At 71.2% G+C, this 19,451-nt stretch carries 14 protein-coding genes; 12 read left to right on the top strand and 2 right to left on the bottom strand.

Going from position 1 to position 19,451, the window contains the following annotated elements; translation table 11 throughout:
- Window positions 1-94: 94 nt before the first annotated feature.
- The 7 genes from ACWCP8_RS09180 (at window position 95) to ACWCP8_RS09210 (ending at window position 7,508) form a co-directional block, all read left to right on the top strand.
- Entirely contained in the window at window positions 95-1,630 is a 1,536-nt protein-coding gene (locus ACWCP8_RS09180) for a molybdopterin-dependent oxidoreductase (RefSeq protein ID WP_451115337.1), read from the top strand.
- An 87-nt stretch (window positions 1,631-1,717) separates the two neighbouring features.
- The gene (locus ACWCP8_RS09185) at window positions 1,718-2,362 is read left to right on the top strand and encodes a fasciclin domain-containing protein (RefSeq protein ID WP_451115080.1); all 645 of its coding nucleotides are present in this window, start codon (window positions 1,718-1,720) and stop codon (window positions 2,360-2,362) included.
- Window positions 2,363-2,550: 188 nt separating this feature from the next.
- Window positions 2,551-3,399, top strand: a complete 849-nt coding sequence (locus ACWCP8_RS09190; protein ID WP_451115082.1) for a hypothetical protein — start codon at window positions 2,551-2,553, stop codon at window positions 3,397-3,399.
- Window positions 3,399-4,418, top strand: a complete 1,020-nt coding sequence (locus ACWCP8_RS09195) for an isopenicillin N synthase family dioxygenase (RefSeq protein ID WP_451115084.1) — start codon at window positions 3,399-3,401, stop codon at window positions 4,416-4,418. The genes ACWCP8_RS09190 and ACWCP8_RS09195 overlap by 1 nt, the downstream gene beginning before the upstream one ends.
- Before the next feature lie 49 nt (window positions 4,419-4,467).
- Entirely contained in the window at window positions 4,468-5,997 is a 1,530-nt protein-coding gene (locus ACWCP8_RS09200; RefSeq protein WP_356003513.1) for an amino acid permease, read from the top strand.
- Window positions 5,998-6,001: 4 nt separating this feature from the next.
- Complete coding sequence (locus ACWCP8_RS09205; protein ID WP_451115086.1) at window positions 6,002-6,961, top strand: ADP-ribosylglycohydrolase family protein; 960 nt, start codon at window positions 6,002-6,004, stop codon at window positions 6,959-6,961.
- A 109-nt stretch (window positions 6,962-7,070) separates the two neighbouring features.
- Window positions 7,071-7,508, top strand: coding sequence for an SPW repeat protein (locus ACWCP8_RS09210; RefSeq protein WP_352266060.1), 438 nt, complete (start codon window positions 7,071-7,073; stop codon window positions 7,506-7,508).
- 183 nt (window positions 7,509-7,691) lie between these two features.
- Here ACWCP8_RS09210 and ACWCP8_RS09215 read toward each other — a convergent pair whose 3' ends face one another.
- Window positions 7,692-8,324: a TetR/AcrR family transcriptional regulator gene (locus ACWCP8_RS09215; RefSeq protein ID WP_352266059.1), complete on the bottom strand. Its 633-nt coding sequence runs from the start codon at window positions 8,322-8,324 to the stop codon at window positions 7,692-7,694.
- 200 nt (window positions 8,325-8,524) lie between these two features.
- On the opposite strand from ACWCP8_RS09215, the gene ACWCP8_RS09220 reads away from it, so the two are divergent.
- The 5 genes from ACWCP8_RS09220 to ACWCP8_RS09240 all read left to right on the top strand — a co-directional run bounded on the left by ACWCP8_RS09220 (window position 8,525) and on the right by ACWCP8_RS09240 (window position 16,455).
- The gene (locus ACWCP8_RS09220; protein ID WP_451115089.1) at window positions 8,525-9,343 is read left to right on the top strand and encodes an urea amidolyase associated protein UAAP1; all 819 of its coding nucleotides are present in this window, start codon (window positions 8,525-8,527) and stop codon (window positions 9,341-9,343) included.
- On the top strand, window positions 9,340-9,975 hold the full coding sequence (locus ACWCP8_RS09225; RefSeq protein WP_352266057.1) for an urea amidolyase associated protein UAAP2: 636 nt from the start codon (window positions 9,340-9,342) through the stop codon (window positions 9,973-9,975). Before ACWCP8_RS09220 ends, ACWCP8_RS09225 begins: the two co-directional genes overlap by 4 nt.
- Window positions 9,972-13,496 carry a 5-oxoprolinase/urea amidolyase family protein gene (locus ACWCP8_RS09230; RefSeq protein ID WP_451115091.1) on the top strand — a complete coding sequence of 1,175 codons (3,525 nt, stop codon included), beginning with the start codon at window positions 9,972-9,974 and terminating at the stop codon, window positions 13,494-13,496. The genes ACWCP8_RS09225 and ACWCP8_RS09230 overlap by 4 nt, the downstream gene beginning before the upstream one ends.
- Window positions 13,497-13,505: 9 nt before the next feature.
- On the top strand, window positions 13,506-15,152 hold the full coding sequence (gene atzF, locus ACWCP8_RS09235) for an allophanate hydrolase (protein ID WP_451115093.1): 1,647 nt from the start codon (window positions 13,506-13,508) through the stop codon (window positions 15,150-15,152).
- A 199-nt stretch (window positions 15,153-15,351) separates the two neighbouring features.
- The gene (locus tag ACWCP8_RS09240) at window positions 15,352-16,455 is read left to right on the top strand and encodes an LLM class flavin-dependent oxidoreductase (protein WP_352266054.1); all 1,104 of its coding nucleotides are present in this window, start codon (window positions 15,352-15,354) and stop codon (window positions 16,453-16,455) included.
- A gap of 128 nt (window positions 16,456-16,583) precedes the next feature.
- Here the strand turns inward: ACWCP8_RS09240 and ACWCP8_RS09245 are convergent, their stop codons facing one another.
- Complete coding sequence (locus ACWCP8_RS09245; RefSeq protein ID WP_451115095.1) at window positions 16,584-19,415, bottom strand: DEAD/DEAH box helicase; 2,832 nt, start codon at window positions 19,413-19,415, stop codon at window positions 16,584-16,586.
- Between the last annotated feature and the right edge of the window lie 36 nt (window positions 19,416-19,451).

The following is a 19,451-nucleotide window of genomic DNA, read 5'->3' on the forward strand; positions in this document are numbered from 1 at the left end:
AGAACAGAACGATGTGCAGGAGCACAGGGCCACCGGGTCCCGACGGTCCCGACGGTCCCGCTGGGCACGTGCCGGTTTCGCCGGGCTCAGCGGTCTGATCGCCGGCTTCTGCGCCCTGGCCGTGGCCGAACTGGCCTCGGCTGTCGTACGTCCGGAGGCGGGGCCGGTCGCGGCGGTGGGCGGGGCGGTCATCGACCGCACTCCCCCGGCCGTGAAGGACTTCGCCGTACGGCACTTCGGCACCGCCGACAAACTGGTGCTCCAACTGGGCATCCTGGCGCTGCTGGCGGTATTCGCCGTGGCCGTCGGGATCCTGGCGTTGCGGCACCGGTTGCTCGGCTCGGCGGCCGTTCTGATCTTCGGCGTGGTCGGGGCGGTGGCGGCGGTGGGGCGGCCGGAAGGCAGCCCCACCGATGCCCTGCCCTCGGTGGTGGGTGCCGTAGTGGCCGCGGGAGTGCTGTATCTCCTGGTCGGACGGCTCGGCCCGGTGCTCCGTCCCTCTCCCGCGGCTGGAGCGAGGGACGGGCAGGGGGACGGCGCCTTCGACCGGCGCGGTTTCGTGATCGCGGCGACCGCTGCGGCGGCGGCCTCGGCCGGTGCGGGGTTCCTGGGACGGCGGCTGACGTCCTCCGTCCAGGCAGGCGCCGCCGCCTCACGGCATGACCTCGTCCTCCCGGTACCCGCGTCGCCGGCGCCCGCCGTGCCGCCCGGGGCGGATCTGCGGATTCGCGGGCTGAGCTCGTTCATCACCCCGAACAAGAGCTTCTACCGGGTGGACACCGCCCTGGTCGTGCCGCGCATCGACGCCGGTTCGTGGCGGCTGAGAATCCACGGCGAGGGAGTCGCCCGTCCACTCATGGTCAGCTTCCAGGACCTGCTGGGGCGGGAGATCATCGAGCGCGACATCACCCTGGCATGCGTCTCCAACGAGGTCGGCGGCCCGTACGTGGGCAATGCCCGGTGGATCGGTGTGCGGCTGGCCGATCTGCTGCGTGAGGCCGGGGTGAAACCGCCTTCGCAGGGCGGTCCCGCCGACCAGATCGTGGCCCGTTCCGTCGACGGCATGACGATCGGCACACCGGTCGAGACGGTCATGGACGGGCGCGACGCGATCCTCGCCCTCGGCATGAACGGCGAACCCCTGCCGTTCGCGCACGGCTTCCCGGTCCGCATGGTGGTGCCGGGACTCTACGGGTACGTCTCGGCCTGCAAGTGGATCAAGGACATCGAGCTGACGACGTTCGCCTCGTTCGACGCCTACTGGGTCAGGCGCAGCTGGTCCCGGCAGGCGCCGGTCAAGACGGAGTCCCGGATCGACACACCGCGTCCGTTCGCCTCGCCGAAGCCCGGCATCGTACCCGTCGCCGGGGTGGCCTGGGCCCAGCACCGGGGGATCTCCCGGGTGGAGGTACGGGTCGACGGCGGCGCGTGGCATCCGGCCCGGCTCGCGGCACAGGACAACCGGGACACCTGGCGCCAGTGGGTGTGGCAGTGGCCGGCCACCTCCGGCCACCACACGCTGGAGGTCCGTGCGACCGACGGGACCGGGGCCACCCAGACCGGCGAACGCGTCGGCACCGTCCCGGACGGTGCGACCGGCTGGCACTCGGTGGTGGTCGACGTGTCCTGACCCGAACACCCCCCACACGCACCTTCATTCACTCCTTCGTTCTCAACCGTCTCGCGCGCCTCGCGCATCTCGCTTCAGGAGAATCACATGACCCCTCTGCACCTTCGCCATGCCGCCGTTGCCGTCTCCACCGCCGCGCTTCTGCCACTGGCCCTCACAGCCTGCTCCAGCGACTCCAAGGACGCCTCGTCCGGCTCCCCCGCAAGCGCGGCCAAGTCATCGCCGTCGGCTGCGGCGAGCGAGTCGATGGACATGAACGAGCCGTTCGGACCGGCCTGTTCATCCGTGCCGAAGGACGGTGCGGGCAGCTTCGCGGGTATGGCGAAGGACCCGGTCGCCACGGCAGCCTCGCACAACCCGGCGCTCTCCACCCTGGTCACCGCGGTGCAGAAGGCCGGTCTGGTCGACACCCTGAACAACGCGCAGAACATCACCGTGTTCGCCCCGACCAATGACGCGTTCGCCAAGATCCCGCAGGCCGACCTGGACAAGCTGCTGGCGGACAAGGAGCAGCTCACCAAGGTCCTGACGTATCACGTGGTGGGTCAGAAGCTGGCGCCGCAACAGCTGGACAAGGGCTCCTTCGCCACACTGGCCAAGAGCGAGCTGACGACCTCCGGCTCGGACCTGGCCTACACGGTGAACGACACCTCGAAGGTCGTCTGCGGCAATGTCCCGACCGCCAACGCCACGGTGTACATCGTCGACACCGTCCTGATGCCCCCGCAGTAGCGTCACAGGGTCGCCACCGACCGGCCGGGGCTGCGTCACCGCCCCGGCCGGTCTCTGCTGTGCGCGACCGCAGTGAGCACTTCGGCGCCGCACGGACACGGCCGTGTCATTCACCGGAAACAGGCTCTCCCTAATTTCTGTCATCCGACAGGAATGCGGCTCCGGCCGCTGCGCCGCAAGGGGCCGCCATGTCCGCGAAGCCGCACACCCTCCAGCCAGCCGTCCCCGAACTGACCGGTGTCTGGCACCGTTCGCTGCTCGTCGACGCGGACGGGCGCCGGGACACCACCACTGCCGTGACCTGGGTGCAGGGCCCCGCCCGGTACGCGGATCTGCGGCAGCCCGCGAACCACCCCCGCCACCCCGGCGTCACCTCCCTGTCCGGGCTCCGCTTCGAGGAGCTTCTCGCGCTCACCCGCCAGGAGGCCTTCGCGGGGCGGCTGCGGCAGCGCTCCGACGTGTTCCACTGGGCCCGCACCCTCGACTTCGGGCCCGTCGGACTCCCGGACGCCGGGCGGCTGCGCCGCGAGGGCGCCGTGCTCGTCGAGACGGGCGTACACGTCGCCTACCTCGAACACTGGCGCCCGGTGCGCACCGCCGGACCGTCCGCCGCCGTCGAGCTGTTCGATCCGGAGACCGGCTGCACGGGCCTGCTGGTCCGAGCCGGCGACCGGTTCGCCCAGGTGCGCGACCGCGCCGAACCGCTGCCCGCCGATGCCTCGCTGACCGAACTGGTACGCGGCGCCATCGACATCGGCCGGGCCCGTGCCCTCCTCGACTTCGAGCTCTCCCTCGGCCGGATCGAGCACGGCCGGTGGACCGTCGAGCGCTCGACGCTGCCCCACCGCGTGGGCGCCGTACCGGACCCGGCGCTCGACGGCTGCGCGGGACTGCTGGTGAACGACGTGCGGCCCGACGGCAGCCCGTACACCCGGGCCTTCGAGATCACCGCCACCGAGGGACTCCTCGCCGCGCTCCACTCCACCGGAACCACTGCCCTCGCCGCATCCGCGCTCGCCCCGGAAGGCATCCGCTGATGTCCCCGACCTCCTTCACCGAGCTCCCGGTCGTGGACATCACGGCCCTGCGCACCGGCCGCACCGAAGAACGCGCTCACGCCGTGGCCGAGTTGGGACGTGCCGCCCGAGAGACCGGCTTCCTCTACCTCTCGGGGCACGGCATCGACCCCGCGCTCTTCGACCGGCTGCTGGACGCCGCGAAGGCGTTCTTCGCCCAGCCCGTCGAGGAGAAGATGGCCTGCTGGATCGGCAAGTCGTCCAACCATCGCGGTTACGTACCCGAGGGCGAGGAAGTCTTCGCCGGCGCCACCCCCGACCGCAAGGAGGCCTTCGACCTCTCCCTCGAACTCCCCGAAGTCACCGGTCCGTTGCTCGGCCCCAACCAGTGGCCGGCACTGTCCGGGTTCCGTGAGCCGGTCACCGCCTGGTACGACGCCGTCCTCGCCCTGGGCCACACCCTGTTCGGCGGTTTCGCCGAGGCGCTCGGTCTGCCCCGGGACGCGTTCGCCCCGTATCTCACCCAGCCCACCAGCCAGCTCCGGCTGATCCACTACCCGTACGACCCGACGGCGGAGGACCGCCCCGGCATCGGCGCCCACACCGACTACGAATGCTTCACCCTGTTGCGCCCCACCGCCCCCGGCCTGGAGGTGATGAACGGCGCCGGCGAGTGGATCGACGCACCGCCGCTCGACGACTGCTTCGTCGTCAACACAGGTGATCTGCTGGAGCTCTGGACCAACGGCGAGTTCGCCGCCACCTCCCACCGGGTTCGCAAGGTCACCGAGGAGCGCTACTCCTTCCCGCTGTTCTGCACAGTCGACTACGACACCCCCATCGCCCCGCTGCCCGCCTTCACCGGTCCGGGCAGGCCCGCACGCCCCGGTGTCATCGCCGGCGAACACCTCTACGCGCAGACCGTCCAGACCTTCCGCTATCTCGGGCGACGGCTGGCCGACGGCGGGACAACGCTGCCCGCGGGTGCCCTGCCCCTGTCCTCGTTCGGCCAGGAAGCACGCCACACCCCTCGTTCCTGAACACCCTCCCTCCCCCTCCCCCTCCCCGTCCCTGAGAGCAGGTGCTGCCATGTCCGTCACCGCCCCCACCGACGTACTCCCCGATCCCCCCGTCCCCGCCGAATCCAGCTCGCCCCTGCAGGAGTTCGGCTACCGTCAGGAGCTCCACCGAAGCCTCGGCCGCTACGCCTCGTTCGCCGCGGGCTTCTCGTTCATCTCGGTGCTGACGACGGTGTTCCAGTTCTTCGCCGTCGGCTACTCCTTCGGCGGCCCGCTCTTCTTCTGGGCGTGGCCCGCGGTGCTGATCGGCCAGCTGCTGGTCGCCGCCTGCTTCGCCGAACTCGCCGCCCGCTACCCGATATCCGGCGCGATCTATCAGTGGTCGTCGCGGCTGTCCAACCTGACCTTCGGCTGGTTCGCGGGCTGGATCATGGTCATCGGCCAGATCGTGGTGGTCGCCGCAGCCGCGCTGGCCCTGCAGATGGTGATGCCGCCCATCTGGTCGGGGTTCCAGCTGATCGGCGGCGACCCCGCACCGCTGTCCCCGACGGGTGCGATGAACGCGGCGCTGCTCGGCACCATCCTGCTGGTCCTCACCACGCTGGTGAACATCGTCGACAACCGCGTGATGTCGGTCATCAACCGGGTCGGTGTCACCGCCGAGATCATCGGCGCCGTGCTGATCGTGGTGCTGCTCCTCACCCACTCGGAGCGCACCCCGACCGTCACTTTCCATACCGGTGGCGCCGGGACGGGCGTGTTCGGCGCGCTGCTGGTGGGTTCGTTCACGGCCGCGTACGTCATGATCGGCTTCGACAGCGCGGGCGAGATGAGCGAGGAGACCCGCGACCCGCGCCGTACCGCACCGCGCACCGTCCTCTCCGCCCTGGGCGCGGCCGGTCTGCTCGGCGGGCTGCTGGTGCTGGGCGGGCTGCTGGCGGCGCCCAGCCTGACCGACGGTCATCTCGCGGTCGACGGCATGAGTTACGTGCTGACCAGCAGCCTCGGCGACGGGGTCGGCCGGGTGCTCCTGGCGGACGTGGTGATCGCCATCGCCGTGGCGACCCTCGCCGTGCAGACGGCGGCCTGCCGGATGCTGTTCTCGATGGCCCGCGACGGCCGGCTGCCGTGCTCCGGTCTGCTGTCGAAGGTCAACGCGCGTACCGGTATGCCGACAGCCCCGGCAGTCGTCGTGGGCGTGCTCTCGGCGGTCCTGCTGCTGCTCAACTTCGCCTCGCCCGACGCGTTCCTGGCGATCGGCACCACCTGCATAGTGATGCTGTACCTCGCGTACTCGATGGTGACGGGTCCGCTGCTGGTCCGCCGGCTGCGCGGTACGTTCGCCGCGCGGACGGACGCCGTGGACGAGACGGGCCGGCCGCTGTTCTCGCTGGGCCGCTGGGGCATTGCCGTCAACGCGCTCGCGCTGCTGTACGGGCTGGTGATGACCGTCAATCTGGCCTGGCCGCGGGCCGCGGTGTACGACCCTGCGGGCGGGCACTGGTACTTCCAGTGGTTCACGGTCCTGTTCCTGACCGCGACGGTCCTGGTGGGCGCGGCATATCGGGTGTACCGGAGCAGGTCGTTCTCCCTACGCTGACCCCATGGACCAGGGGAGCAGACAGGACCGGGCGGTGGGCGCCGTCGTCGGATCTGCGGTCGGGGACGCGCTCGGGGCGCCGTTCGAGTTCGGTCCCGCCGGCGCGTACACGACCCGGTTCCCAAAGGGCGTCGGGGCCATGTGCGGGGGCGGTGGCTGGGATCCGGGCGAGGCGACGGACGACACCCAGATGGCTGTCCTGGTCGGTGAGTCCCTGCTGGAGCGGGACGGGCTCGACCTCGCCGACATGTTCGGCAGGTTCCGGCGGTGGGCGGCGGGTGAGCCGAAGGACATCGGTCTGCAGACCGAGTACGTCCTGACGAGCGGCGATCCCTGGGACCTGGCCGCCGCACTCCACTTCCAGGTCGACGGGCGTGCGGCGGGCAACGGTTCGCTGATGCGGGCGGCGACCTCTGCCGTGTACTTCGCGCGAGCCGACGGCCCGGAGCCGGCGGCTCGCGCGGCGACAATGGACGCCGCCCGCCGGATCGCGGCACTGACGCACGGCGACCGGGCCGCCTGGGAAGGCACCGCCGTCCTCCATGACCTGATCCGGGTGGCACTGAACGGCGACGACCCGCTCACCGCCCTCCCGGGCGCGCTGGCCGCCGTACACGACGACCGGCGCGAACGCTGGGCGACGGTCCTCTCGCCCGACTGGCACCCCGGCCTGGCGACGGAGTTCAACGGGGCGGTGTGGCCGTGCCTGGGCACCGCTGTCTGGGCGCTGCGTACGACACGTACCTTCGAGGACGCGCTGGCGGCCGCCATCGACGTGGGCGGGGACACCGACACGGTCGCGGCCGTCACCGGCGGCCTGGCCGGGGCGGTGCACGGGAGCGATGCGATCCCGTCGCGCTGGACGGAGCCGCTGCATGTCCCGCTGCCGGGGTACGGAGGCCGGGTCCTGCGAACGGCACAGCTGACGGCCCTGGCCCATGGCCTGGATTCGCACAGTTCCTAGGGGCCGAACATGCACATAAGGCCCATATAAGCGCAGAATGGTGGCAGGAGGCGCCTACCGCACTTCACCCTCCGCGGTCGGGCCTGCAGGATCGAAGGAGACGACTCTCATGTCCAACGTCTCACACACCCGCGCTGACATAACCAGTCACCCGGATGTTTCCGAAATGCGGGAACGCTATGCCCGCATGCTCGGCGGTCGCGATGTGGCACTCGTGGACGGACCGGTGTTCCTCGTCGGCCTCTACTGCGCCGTCTCGCCCTGGGTGCTCCACTTCACCGCGAGCCAGCCCACACTCGTGCAGCACAACCTGATCATGGGGATCGCGATCGCGGTGCTGGGACTCGGGTTCACCGTGATGCCGGCCCGGATGTACGGCCTGAGCTGGGCCATCTGCGCCATGGGCATCTGGATGATCCTGTCGCCGTGGATCGTCGGCAGCAGCCCCGACATGGGCGTCATCATCAACAACGTCATCATCGGCGGTCTGGCGCTGCTGCTCGGGCTGGTCTGCGTCGGTGCCTCGATGAAGAGCAGTCGGACCTAGCACCTGCCCGGCGGATCGCCGCCGGGACGAACGGAGGACGGAAAGCCCTCGGCCGGTCCGCATGGAGCGGGCCGGCCCAGGCATGCCCCGCCCGCACCGCGCATGCCGACCGGGCGTCCGGCTGCCCGAGGCATGGTCCGGCCCCGAAGGCACACAACCCCTGGCCGGGCGCGGGCGGGCCCGTCAGTCGGGCCGGGTCCCGACAATTCTCAACGCCGCATCCGCCGTCGCCGCCGCGAACGCGGCCACCGGCCGATCCGGCCCCGAGCGGCGGACCAGGATCACGCCCTCGATGAGCCCGAAGACCAGATCGGTACGGAGCGCCAGTTCCCCCTCGTCCAGCGCCGCCCCCGCCCGGGTCGCCGCCAGCAGCGTCCCGTACGCCTCCTTGAGCTCGTCCCGCACCCGGTGGAAGCCGGCGAACCGCTCGGCCCGCACCTCGGGCAGTACGTACAGGGCACCCAGGTTGTACGGCCCACCGCACAGCAGCGCCACGTCGGAGCGACAGAGCTCCCACAGCCGGTCCTCGGGGGCCGTCGCATCGTCGGCGAGCAACTTCCCGGCCAGCGCCAACGACGGAGTGACCGTGGATTCCAGGAGCTCCGCCAGGAGATCCTCCTTGCCCGCGACGTAGTGGTACATCGTCGCCTGCCGCATGCCGGCCCGTTCCGCGACGGCCCGGGTGGTGGTCGCGGCGTATCCGCGGGTGGTGAACAGCTCGGCGGCGGCAGTCAGCAGTTCTTCGCGCGCGGACAGTCCGCTGTCCGCGCGCTGCTGGGCGCGCGGCCGGCCGACCCGTCTCCCGGTGGTGGACATGGGCCGATCGTCGCACATCCGTGCCCGCCCCGATCTTGGTGAGCACTCGGTAACTCCCGTGCAACGGACGGGCAATGACCCCGACTCGCCCGCGGCCTAATTTCTGTCACGCGACAGAAATGCACGACGGAACTGCACCGCACAGGCGCGCTGCAGCGGTGCGCGATCGACACAGGCACGTCGAGCCGGAGGGGCCAGCCATGGCGACAGCGACGACACACGGAGCCCGGGACCACGCCCGCGCCCAGCACGGCACCCGTACCGAAACCATGCCGGTGGTGCCCGCGAGCGACTGGCCCGCGGCCGTCCCCGGCATACCGGTCTGGGCCGAGACCGTGGCAGGGGGCAACTACACCCACCGGGTACTCGCCCGCGGCACCGAGCTCCGGCTGACCGATCTCACGGGCGACGCCTGCGCCCATCTGCTGCTGTACGTGGACGGGCGCCCCTGGGAGCGGCTCAACACCGCGGACACCGTCAAGGTCCAGTGGAACGCCTACCTGGGCGCCGACCGGCTGCTCCTCTCCGACCAGGGGCGGGTCCTCGCCTCGGTGGTCGCCGACGGCTCTGGCCGGCACGACGCGCTGTGCGGCACGTCGACCCTCGTACGCAACACCGAGCGGTACGGCGACGGCACCTCGCAGTCGCCGTCCCCCGCCGGCCGGGAGCTGCTGAAGCTCGCTGCCGCGAAGAACGGGCTCGGGCCGCGCGATCTGCCGCCGTCGCTCTCCTTCTTCCAGGGTGTCGAGGTACGTGAGGACGGCGCCCTGGACTTCACCGGCTCCGCCGGACCCGGCGCGTCGGTGACGCTCCGCGCCGAGCAGGACCTGACCGTGCTCATCGCCAACGTCCCGCATCCGCTGGACCCGCGCCCCGACTACGTCTGCACCCCGCTGGAGGTGCTGGCCTGGCGCGCCCGCCCGACTGCGTCCGGGGACCCGCTCTGGGACGCCACACCGGAGGGCCGCCGGGCCTTCCTCAACACGCTCGACTTCCTCGCCGCCAGGGGGCTCGCATGACCGTCGCCACCACTGTCACCCGCACCGTCCGCAGCTCCGACGTGATCCCCGCGCGGGCCGCCTGGTCCGCCGTCGTCCGCGTCGGCGAACAGCTCACGCTGACCGATCTGCACGGCAACCAGGCCGTGGACTTCCTGGTGTACGACGCCCAGGACACCGCCGTCCGCTACAGCGCCCCGGACACCGTCCACGCGCAGGGCAGCATCTTCCTCACCACCGGCAGCGTGCTGCTGTCCAACGAGCACACCCCGCTGATGACGGTCACCGAGGACACCTGCGGCCGCCACGACACGGTCGGCGGCGCCTGCTCCAAGGAGTCCAACACCCTCCGCTACGGGCACCACACCTGGTCGCAGCACGCCTGTGTGGACAACTTCCTCACGGAGGGCGCCCGGCACGGGCTCGGCAAGCGCGATCTGGTCTCCAACATCAACTGGTACATGAACGTCCCCGTGGAGAAGGACGGCACGCTCGGCATCGTCGACGGCATCTCCGCCCCCGGCCTGCGGGTCACCCTGCGCGCCGAACGGGACGTCCTGGTCCTGGTCTCCAACTGCCCTCAGATCAACAACCCCTGCAACGGCTTCGACCCGACGGCAATCGAAGCCACCATCGGCGAGGCCACCGCATGACGAATTTCGACACACTGCTGGTGGCCAACCGGGGCGAGATCGCAGTACGGATCATCCACACCGCCCGCCGCCTCGGTCTCCGTACGGTCGCGGTCTTCTCCGACCCCGACCGCTCAGCGCCCCATGTCCGCCTCGCCGACACGGCGGTACGGCTGGGGCCCGCGCCCGCCAAGGAGTCGTACCTCGACGCCGACCTGGTCCTGAAGGCCGCCAAGGACACCGGGGCCGGGGCCATCCACCCCGGCTACGGCTTCCTCTCCGAGGACGCCGGCTTCGCCCGGCGCTGCGAGGACGCGGGGATCGTCTTCGTCGGCCCGACCGCCGAGCAGCTGGAGCTGTTCGGCGCGAAGCACACCGCTCGCGCGGCAGCCGAGGCCGCGGGCGTACCGCTCGCCCCCGGCACCGGGCTGCTCCCCGATCTGCCGTCGGCGCTGGCGGCGGCCGACCGCATCGGCTATCCCGTGATGCTCAAGGCGACCGGCGGTGGCGGCGGTATCGGCATGTCAGCTTGTCGATCCGTCGACGAACTCGCCGACGCCTGGGAGCGGGTGCAGCGGGTCGCCGCCGCGTCCTTCTCCTCCGCCGGTGTCTTCCTCGAACGCCTCGTGGAGGACGCGCGCCATGTCGAGGTGCAGGTCTTCGGCGACGGCCGGGGCCGGGTGGTGACCTTCGGCGACCGCGACTGCTCCCTCCAGCGCCGCAACCAGAAGGTCCTGGAGGAGGCCCCCGCCCCGGGACTCCCGCCGCACGTCCGTAAGCAACTGACCGCGTCCGCCCAGGATCTGTGCGGGGCGGTGGGCTACCGCTCGGCGGGCACGGTGGAGTTCGTGTACGACGCGGCGCGCGCCGAGGCGTACTTCCTGGAGGTCAACACCCGCCTCCAGGTCGAACACCCGGTCACCGAGGAGATCTACGGCGTCGACCTCGTCGAGTGGATGCTGCGCCTAGCCCAGGGCGACACGGCTGTCGTACACGAACCGGATGCGCCGCGCGGCCATGCCGTCGAGGCCCGGGTCTACGCCGAGGACCCGACCCGCGACCACCGCCCCGGGGCGGGCCTGCTGACCCGGGTCGCGTTCCCCGAGGGAGTCCGTGTCGACACCTGGGTCGAGACGGGGACGGAGGTGACGACGTCGTACGACCCGATGCTGGCGAAGGTCGTCGCGTACGGCACCGACCGCGCCGAGGCCCTCGCACGGCTGGACACGGCACTCGCCGCCACCCGGATCGACGGCATCGAGACCAACGTCGGACTGGTACGGGCCGCTCTGGCCGACGAGCGGGTCCGCACCGCCGCGCACTCCACGGCCACGCTCGCCACCGTCACCGACCCGACCCCGCGCATCGAGGTGGTCTCCGGCGGCACCCTCACCACGGTGCAGGACTGGCCGGGCCGCACGGGCTACTGGCAGGTCGGCGTCCCGCCGTCGGGCCCGATGGACGACCTGTCGTTCCGGCTCGGCAACACCGCGCTCGGCAATGACGCGGGCGCACCCGGCCTCGAATGCACGCTCCAGGGCCCGACCCTGCGGTTCACCCACCCGACCACGGTCTGTGTCACCGGCGCACCGGCCCCCGTCACGGTCGACGGCGAACCGGTCGCCCTGTGGGAACCCTTCACCGTCCCGGCGGGCTCCACGCTCGCGGTCGGCGCACCGGACGGACACGGTCTGCGTACGTACGTCCTCTTCGCCGGCGGCGGCCTGGACGTGCCCGGCTTCCTGGGCAGCGCGGCGACCTTCACCCTCGGCGGCTTCGGCGGACACGGCGGCCGGGCCCTGCGGACGGGCGATGTCCTGCACGGTGGCGCGGTACGGGCCCCGAGCGCCGCCGTTCCGGACTCCGACCGTCCGCACATCGGTGGCATCTGGCACATCGGCGTAGCCGAAGGCCCGCACGCCGCACCGGAGTTCTTCACCGAGGAGGACATCCACGACTTCTACGCCGCCGACTGGAAGGTCCACTTCAACTCGGCCCGCACAGGTGTCCGGCTGGTCGGCCCCAAACCGCGCTGGGCCCGCACCGACGGCGGCGAGGCCGGACTCCACCCCTCGAACATCCATGACACGCCGTACTCCGTGGGCGCCGTCGACTACACGGGAGACATGCCGGTGCTGCTCGGCCCCGACGGGCCTTCGCTGGGCGGCTTCGTCTGCCCGGCGACCGTGGTCACGGGCGAGCGGTGGAAGCTGGGCCAGTTGCGGCCCGGCGACACGGTCCGCTTCACACCGGTCACGATCACCGGCGAGCGCCGCCCGGACATCGTCGACGGCGGCATCCTGTACCGGAGCGGCGATGTCACGTACCGCCGCAGCGGTGACGACAACGTGCTGGTCGAGTACGGCCCGATGCAGCTGGATCTGGCCCTGCGGATGCGGGTGCACGCCCTGATGGAGGCGCTGACCGCGGCGGCCGTACCCGGCATCACCGGCCTCACGCCCGGCATCCGCTCGCTCCAGATCCAGACGGATCCGGAGCTCCTCCCCCAGCACCGGCTCCTGGAGCTTCTCCACGCCACCGAGGCGGCGCTCCCGCCCACGGACGCTCTGACCGTGCCGTCGCGGACCGTGCATCTGCCGCTGTCCTGGGACGATCCGGCGACCCGCGAGGCCATTGCCCGCTATATGGCGGGGGTACGTGACGACGCCCCCTGGTGCCCGTGGAACATCGAGTTCATCCGCCGGGTCAACGGCCTGGACTCGGTCGACGACGTGTACCGCACGGTCTTCGACGCCGAGTATCTGGTGCTGGGCCTCGGCGACGTCTACCTGGGCGCACCGGTCGCCACCCCGCTCGACCCCCGGCACCGCCTGGTCACCACCAAGTACAACCCGGCCCGCACCTGGACGGCGGAGAACTCGGTCGGCATCGGCGGCGCCTATCTCTGCATCTACGGGATGGAGGGGCCGGGCGGGTACCAGTTCGTCGGGCGCACCACCCAGGTGTGGTCGGGGTGGCAGCAGCGCGGCGCTTTCGAGCCCGGCTCACCGTGGCTGCTGAGGTTCTTCGACCGGATCAAGTGGTACCCGGTGGAGGCGGACGAACTCCGGGAGCTCCGCGCGGACATTGCGTCCGGCCGGTTCGTACCGCGGATCGAGGAGGGCGAGTTCTCCCTGGCCCGGTACGAGAAGTTCCTGGCCGACAACGCCGACTCGATCGCCGGGTTCCGCACCCGTCAGGGCGCCGCCTTCTCGGCCGAACGGGACGCCTGGGAGGCGGCCGGCGAGTTCGCGCGGGCGGAGGCCGCCACGGAACCGGCGCCACCGGCGGCCGAGGTGACGGTGCCGTCGGGCGGCCGGCTGGTGGAGGCCGAGTTCGCGGCGTCGGTCTGGCAGCTGAACGTCGCCGCAGGCGACACGGTGACGGCGGGTCAGCCTCTTCTCGCACTGGAGGCGATGAAGATGGAGTCCCGGATCCACGCCCCGGCGGACGGCATCGTCGTGGAGGTCCTCACCCGGCCGGGTGCCCAGGTGGAACCGGGCACCGCACTGCTGGTCCTGGCCCCGCCCCCCACGAACTGAGGAGCACACATGACCACGCCCACACCCGTCCTGGCCCGGGTCCGTGCCGCCCATGCCCGGATCGAGGCCGTCGACCGTCCGGAGATCTGGATCGATCTGCGCCCGCTGCCCGAGGTGGAGGCCGAGGCCAGAACCCTCGACGCCCGCGTGTCCGCGGGGGAACATCTCCCCCTCGCCGGCCGCTTGCTGGCCGTCAAGGGCAACATCGATGTCGCCGGCCTCCCCACCACCGCGGGCTGCCCGTCGTACGCGTACAAGCCGACGGCCGACGCCCCGGCCGTGGCCCGCCTCCGCGCGGCCGGAGCCCTGGTGATCGGCACGACCAACCTCGACCAGTTCGCCACGGGTCTGGTCGGCACCCGCTCCCCCTACGGAGCGGTCCGCCACGCCCATGACCCGTCCCTGATCAGCGGAGGCTCCAGCTCCGGTTCCGCGGTCGCCGTCGCGCTCGGCATCGCCGACCTGTCGCTCGGCACGGACACCGCGGGCTCCGGCCGGATCCCGGCCGCGTTCAACGGGATCGTGGGCCTGAAGCCGACCCGCGGCCTGGTCCCGACCGACGGCGTGGTCCCGGCCTGCGCAAGCCTGGACTGTGTCACCGTCTTCGCCCGTACGCTCCCCGAGGCCGAACAGGCGCTCGCCCTGATGGCCACGACCGCGCCGCAGTCCGCGTCCGCCCGGACACCGGGTCCCTGGCGGATCGCGGTCCCGGCGACCGAACAGCTGGGCGAGCTGGACCCCGGCTGGGCGGAGGCGTACGAGGCAGCGGCCGACCGCCTCCGCGCGGCGGGCGCGCACCTGCAACCGGTGGACCCGGCCCCCTTCCTCGAAGCCGCCGCCATGCTGTACGAGGGAGCATTCGTGGCCGAGCGCTACACGGCGGTCGGCGCATTCATCGACACCGCCCCCACCGCCGACGATCTCGACCCCACCGTCGCCCACATCATCACGGCGGCCCGGGACATCCCGGCACACCGTCTGTTCGCCGACCGGGACCGGCTGGCGGTTCTGCGCGATGCCGCCATGACGGCCCTCTCCGACGCCGACGCCCTTCTCCTGCCCACCGCACCGGGTCACCCCACGCTCGCGGAGGTGGCCGCGGACCCGCTGGGCGTCAACGCACGGCTGGGCCGGTTCACCAACTCCACCAACCTGTTCGACCTGTGCGCGGTGGCCGCCCCCGCCGGCGACGTGGCCGGACGTCCCTTCGGCGTGATGCTGATCGGCCCGGCCCACACGGATGAACGTCTGGCCCGCATCACCGCGCTGCTGACCCCGCCCACCAGGCTCGTCGTCGCGGGCGCCCATCTGACGGGCCAACCCCTGAACCCTCAACTCCTGTCGCTGGGGGCCCACTTGCTCCGTACGACGACCACGGCCCCGGTCTACCGCCTGCACGCCCTGCGCACCGACCCGCCCAAGCCCGGCCTGGAACGGGTGGGCGAAGGCGGCGCCGCGATCGAGGTGGAGGTATGGCAGCTGCCCCCTGAGGGCCTGGGCCGCCTCACGGCGGAGCTCCCGTCCCCCATGACGCTGGGCCGGGTGGAACTCTCGGACGGCACAACCGCCCCCGGCTTCCTGTGCGAGCCCTACGCCCTGCGCGGCACAACAGACATCACGGTGTACGGCGGCTGGCGCGGCTACGTCGACCGCTGACCCGGAGCACGGTTGACGCAGTACCGATCCGCCTGTTCCACTGAGCAGATGCGTCCTCAGCTGCGGCTGGTCACCCGCGACCACATCGACTTCGGTCGAGTGTGGTCGGCCTCGTGTCGTCCCTGACTGCTCATACGTCAGCGCGTCAGCACTGTGCACGACCCGACCGGTTCACCGCAGCACGAGATGAGGCTTTGCCATGCCCGTCGAGTTTCTCGGCATCGCAGCAACCCATGACGGATCCGAAGTGACGCCCCGCTCCGGGGCATCCTTCGACAAGGAATACACACTCGAGCTGGCACGCGCGCACGAGGACTACGGCTGGGACCGGGTGCTCTTCGCCTACGGCTCGGGCTCTCCCGACCCGTCCCCCGCGGCCGCCTATGTCGCAGCGCGCACGGACACCCTGCAGATCCTGGTCGCGCACCGGCCCAACGTCTCGTACCCGACGTTCGCCGCGAAGACCTTCGCCACCCTGGACCGGATCAGTGACGGCCGCCTCGCCGTGCACTTCATCACCGGCGGCAACGATCACGAACAGCAGCGCGAGGGAGACTTCCTCACCAAGGACGAACGGTACGCCCGTACCCGCGAGGCCATCCAGATCATCAAGAAGGCCTGGACCTCGCACGAGCCCTTCGATCACGAAGGCACCCACTACCGCTTCAACGACTTCGTGAGCGATACCTTCCCCGTCCAACAGCCCCACCCGCGGGTCTCGTTCGGCGGTTCCTCGCCGGCGGCCTACGCGGCAGGGGGCGCCGAGGCCGACATCTACTGCCTGTGGGGCGAGCCCCTCGCCGAGACTGCGGAGCAGATCGCCGCGGTCAGGGCGGCGGCGAAGGCGGCGGGACGCCTCGATGTCCCGAAGATCCAGGTCGCCTTCCGCCCGATCATCGCACCGACCGAAGAACTCGCCTGGGAGAAGGCCCACCGGACGCTCGACCGGATCAAGGCCCACAAGGCGGGCACTCCGCTCAGCCGTCGTCACCCGCTCCGGAACCCGGAGAACGCGGGCTCCCGACGGCTGCTCGCCGTCGCCGACCGGGGCGAACGCCACGACCGCGCGCTGTGGACACCCACCGCGGCCGAAACCGGTGGCGCCGGCAACTCGACGGCTCTGGTGGGCACACCGGAGACGGTCGCGCAGGCACTGCTGGACTACTACGACCTGGGGGTCGAAGTGCTGTCCGCCCGGGGCTACGACCTGCTCGACGATGCGATCGACTTCGGGCGCCATGTCATCCCGATCGTCCGGGAAGAAGTCGCCAAACGGGACGCCGCGCGTAAGAACGCTGCGTAACCGGGGGCTCCGTCCCCCGCCCCCCGGTCCTCGACCCCGGACGGGCCCGATCCACCCGGTCCCACCCCGTCCGGGCGGTGATCCAGCCCGTCCGGCGCCTGAGGACCGGGGGCCGGGCAGAGGGCCCGTCACCCCACCGAGCTGTAAGCCACAACCCCTCGCAGCACCGCATCCATCGCCTTACGCGCATTGCGAGCCACGGAGCTCCCCCCGCCCCCCGGCGCCGCGGCAGCGATCTGCCCCAGCACATCGATCACCTGCTTGCACCACCGCACGAAGTCCCCTGCCGGCATCTCCGCCTCGCGCAGCACCTCGTCCAGAGTCCGCCCCGACGCCCACGTGTAGACCGCCCAGGCGAACCCGAGATCGGGCTCCCGCTGCCCGACACCCTCCGTCTGGTTGATCTTGAAGTCCTCCTCCAGGGCATCGAGCCGCCCCCAGATATGGACCATCTCGGCCATCGCCGCCTTCGCCGGCCCGGACGGCAGCTTCGGTGCCACCGCGTCGTCCGCCTGCCGCGCCTCGTACACCAGCGCCGACACACATGCGGCGAGCTCTGCCGGGTTCAGCCCTTCCCAGACCCCGGCCCGCAGGCACTCGCTGGCCAGCAGGTCCAGCTCGCCGTACAACCGGGCCAGTCGCCGCCCGTGCTCGGTGACCTCGTTGCCCCGCAGATAGTCCAGCTCGGTGAGGAGCGCGACGATCCGGTCGAAGGTGCGGGCAATCGTGTTCGTCCGCCCCTCGATCCGCCGCTCCAGCTGCTTCGTGTCCCGCTGCAGCCGGTGGTACCGCTCCGCCCACCGCGCATGGTCCTCGCGCTCGGCGCACCCATGGCAGGGATGGGCCCGCAACTCGGCCCGGTAGCGGGCGATCTGCTGGTCGTCGGCGGCCTCGGCCCGGCCCCTGCGGTGCCGCTCCGGCACGATGTGCCCTGCCTTCGTCCGCAGCGCCGACGCCAGGTCGCGCCTCGACTGCGGCGACCGCGGGTTGAACGACTTGGGCACCCGCATCCGCTCCACGGCCTCGACCGGCACGGGGAAGTCGATCGCGGCGAGCCGCTTGACCTGCCGCTCGGAGGTCAGCACCAACGGCCGCGGCCCGTCGTAGGATTCGAGCCCCCGGTACCCGTTGACCCGCCCGGCAGGCAGCCCCGGGTCCAGCACGAGCGCCAGTCCGGCGAACTTCCCGGTCGGAACGTGGATGACGTCGCCCGGCTTCAGCTTCTCCAGGGACGCCGCAGCCGCCGCCCGGCGCTGCGACGCACCGTGCTTGGCGAGCTCCGTCTCCCGCTCCTTGAGATCGCGGCGCAGCCGCGCGTACTCCTCGAAGTCACCTAGGTGGCAGGTCATGCCCTCGCGGTAACCCGCCAGGCCCTCCTCGTTCTTCTGCACCTGCCGGGAGATCCCGACGACCGACCGGTCGGCCTGGAACTGTGCGAACGAGGTCTCCAACAGCTCGCGCGACCGGTGCCGCCCGAACTGGTGCACCAGGTTGACGGCCATGTTGTACGAGGGCCGGAAGCTGGACCGCAGCGGATAGGTGCGGGTACCCGCGAGTCCGGCCAGCGCCCCCGGGTCCATGCCGCGCTGCCACAGCACCACCGCATGGCCCTCGACATCGATCCCGCGCCGCCCGGCACGACCGGTCAGCTGGGTGTACTCGCCGGGGGTGATGTCCGCGTGCTGCTCGCCGTTCCACTTGACGAGCTTCTCCAACACCACGGAGCGCGCGGGCATGTTGATGCCGAGGGCGAGGGTCTCCGTCGCGAAGACCGCCTTGACCAGCCCGCGTACGAACAGCTCCTCGACGACCTCCTTGAAGGTCGGCAGCATGCCCGCGTGGTGCGCGGCGATGCCCCGCTCCAGCCCTTCGAGCCATTCGTAGTAGCCGAGGACATGGAGGTCCTCCCCGGGGATGGACGCGGTCCGCTCCTCGACGATCTCCCGCACCAGCCGGCGCCTGTCCTCGTCGTTGAGCCGCAGTCCGGCCTGCAGACATTGCTGTACGGCGGCCTCGCAGCCGGCCCGGCTGAAGATGAACGTGATCGCGGGCAGCAGCCCTTCCGCGTCCAGCCGGTCGATGACCTCGGGCCTGGACGGGGTCCAGATCCGGCTGCGCTGGCGCCGCTCGCGCTCGCGGTCCGCCTCGCGCACCATCTTTCCGCGGCGGCGCTCGCGCGGGTTGTACCCGCGCTGGTTCTCCATGCGGGCGAGCCGGACGAGGTCGGGGTCGACCTCGCGGCGGCCGGCGCCACGGCCGCCGTGGTCGGTCTCCTCCTCGAAGAGGTCGTACATCCGGCGGCCGGCCAGCACGTGCTGCCAGAGCGGCACGGGCCGGCTCTCGGCGACGATCACTTCGGTGTCACCGCGGACGGTGTCCAGCCAGTCGCCGAACTCCTCGGCGTTGGACACGGTCGCCGACAGCGACACCAGCGTCACCGAATCCGGCAGATGAATGATCACTTCCTCCCACACCGCGCCGCGGAAGCGGTCGGAGAGGTAGTGCACCTCGTCCATCACGACATGGCCGAGGCCGCGGAGCGCCTGCGAGCCCGCGTACAGCATGTTCCGCAGCACTTCGGTGGTCATGACGACCACCGGGGCATCGGCGTTGACGCTGTTGTCGCCGGTCAGCAGGCCGACCTTGTCCGCGCCGTAGCGCTTGACCAGATCGGCGTACTTCTGGTTCGACAGGGCCTTGATGGGCGTGGTGTAGAAGCACTTGCGGCCCTGGAGGAGCGCGAGATGCACGGCGAACTCGCCGACGATCGTCTTGCCCGACCCGGTCGGGGCGGCGACCAGCACCCCCTTACCCGCTTCCAGGGCCTTGCATGCCTCTATCTGGAACGGGTCCAGATCGAACTCGTACATCTCGCGAAAGGGCGCGAGTGCCGTGGCCTGCTCGGCGGCGCGGATCCGGAATGCCTGGTATCGCTCAGCTGGTGAGAGGTCCTCTGTCATCTTGCTTACGAGCGTACCCGTCACCTCTGACAGTCA

It is taken from the genome of Streptomyces sp. NPDC002206 (assembly GCF_053593595.1).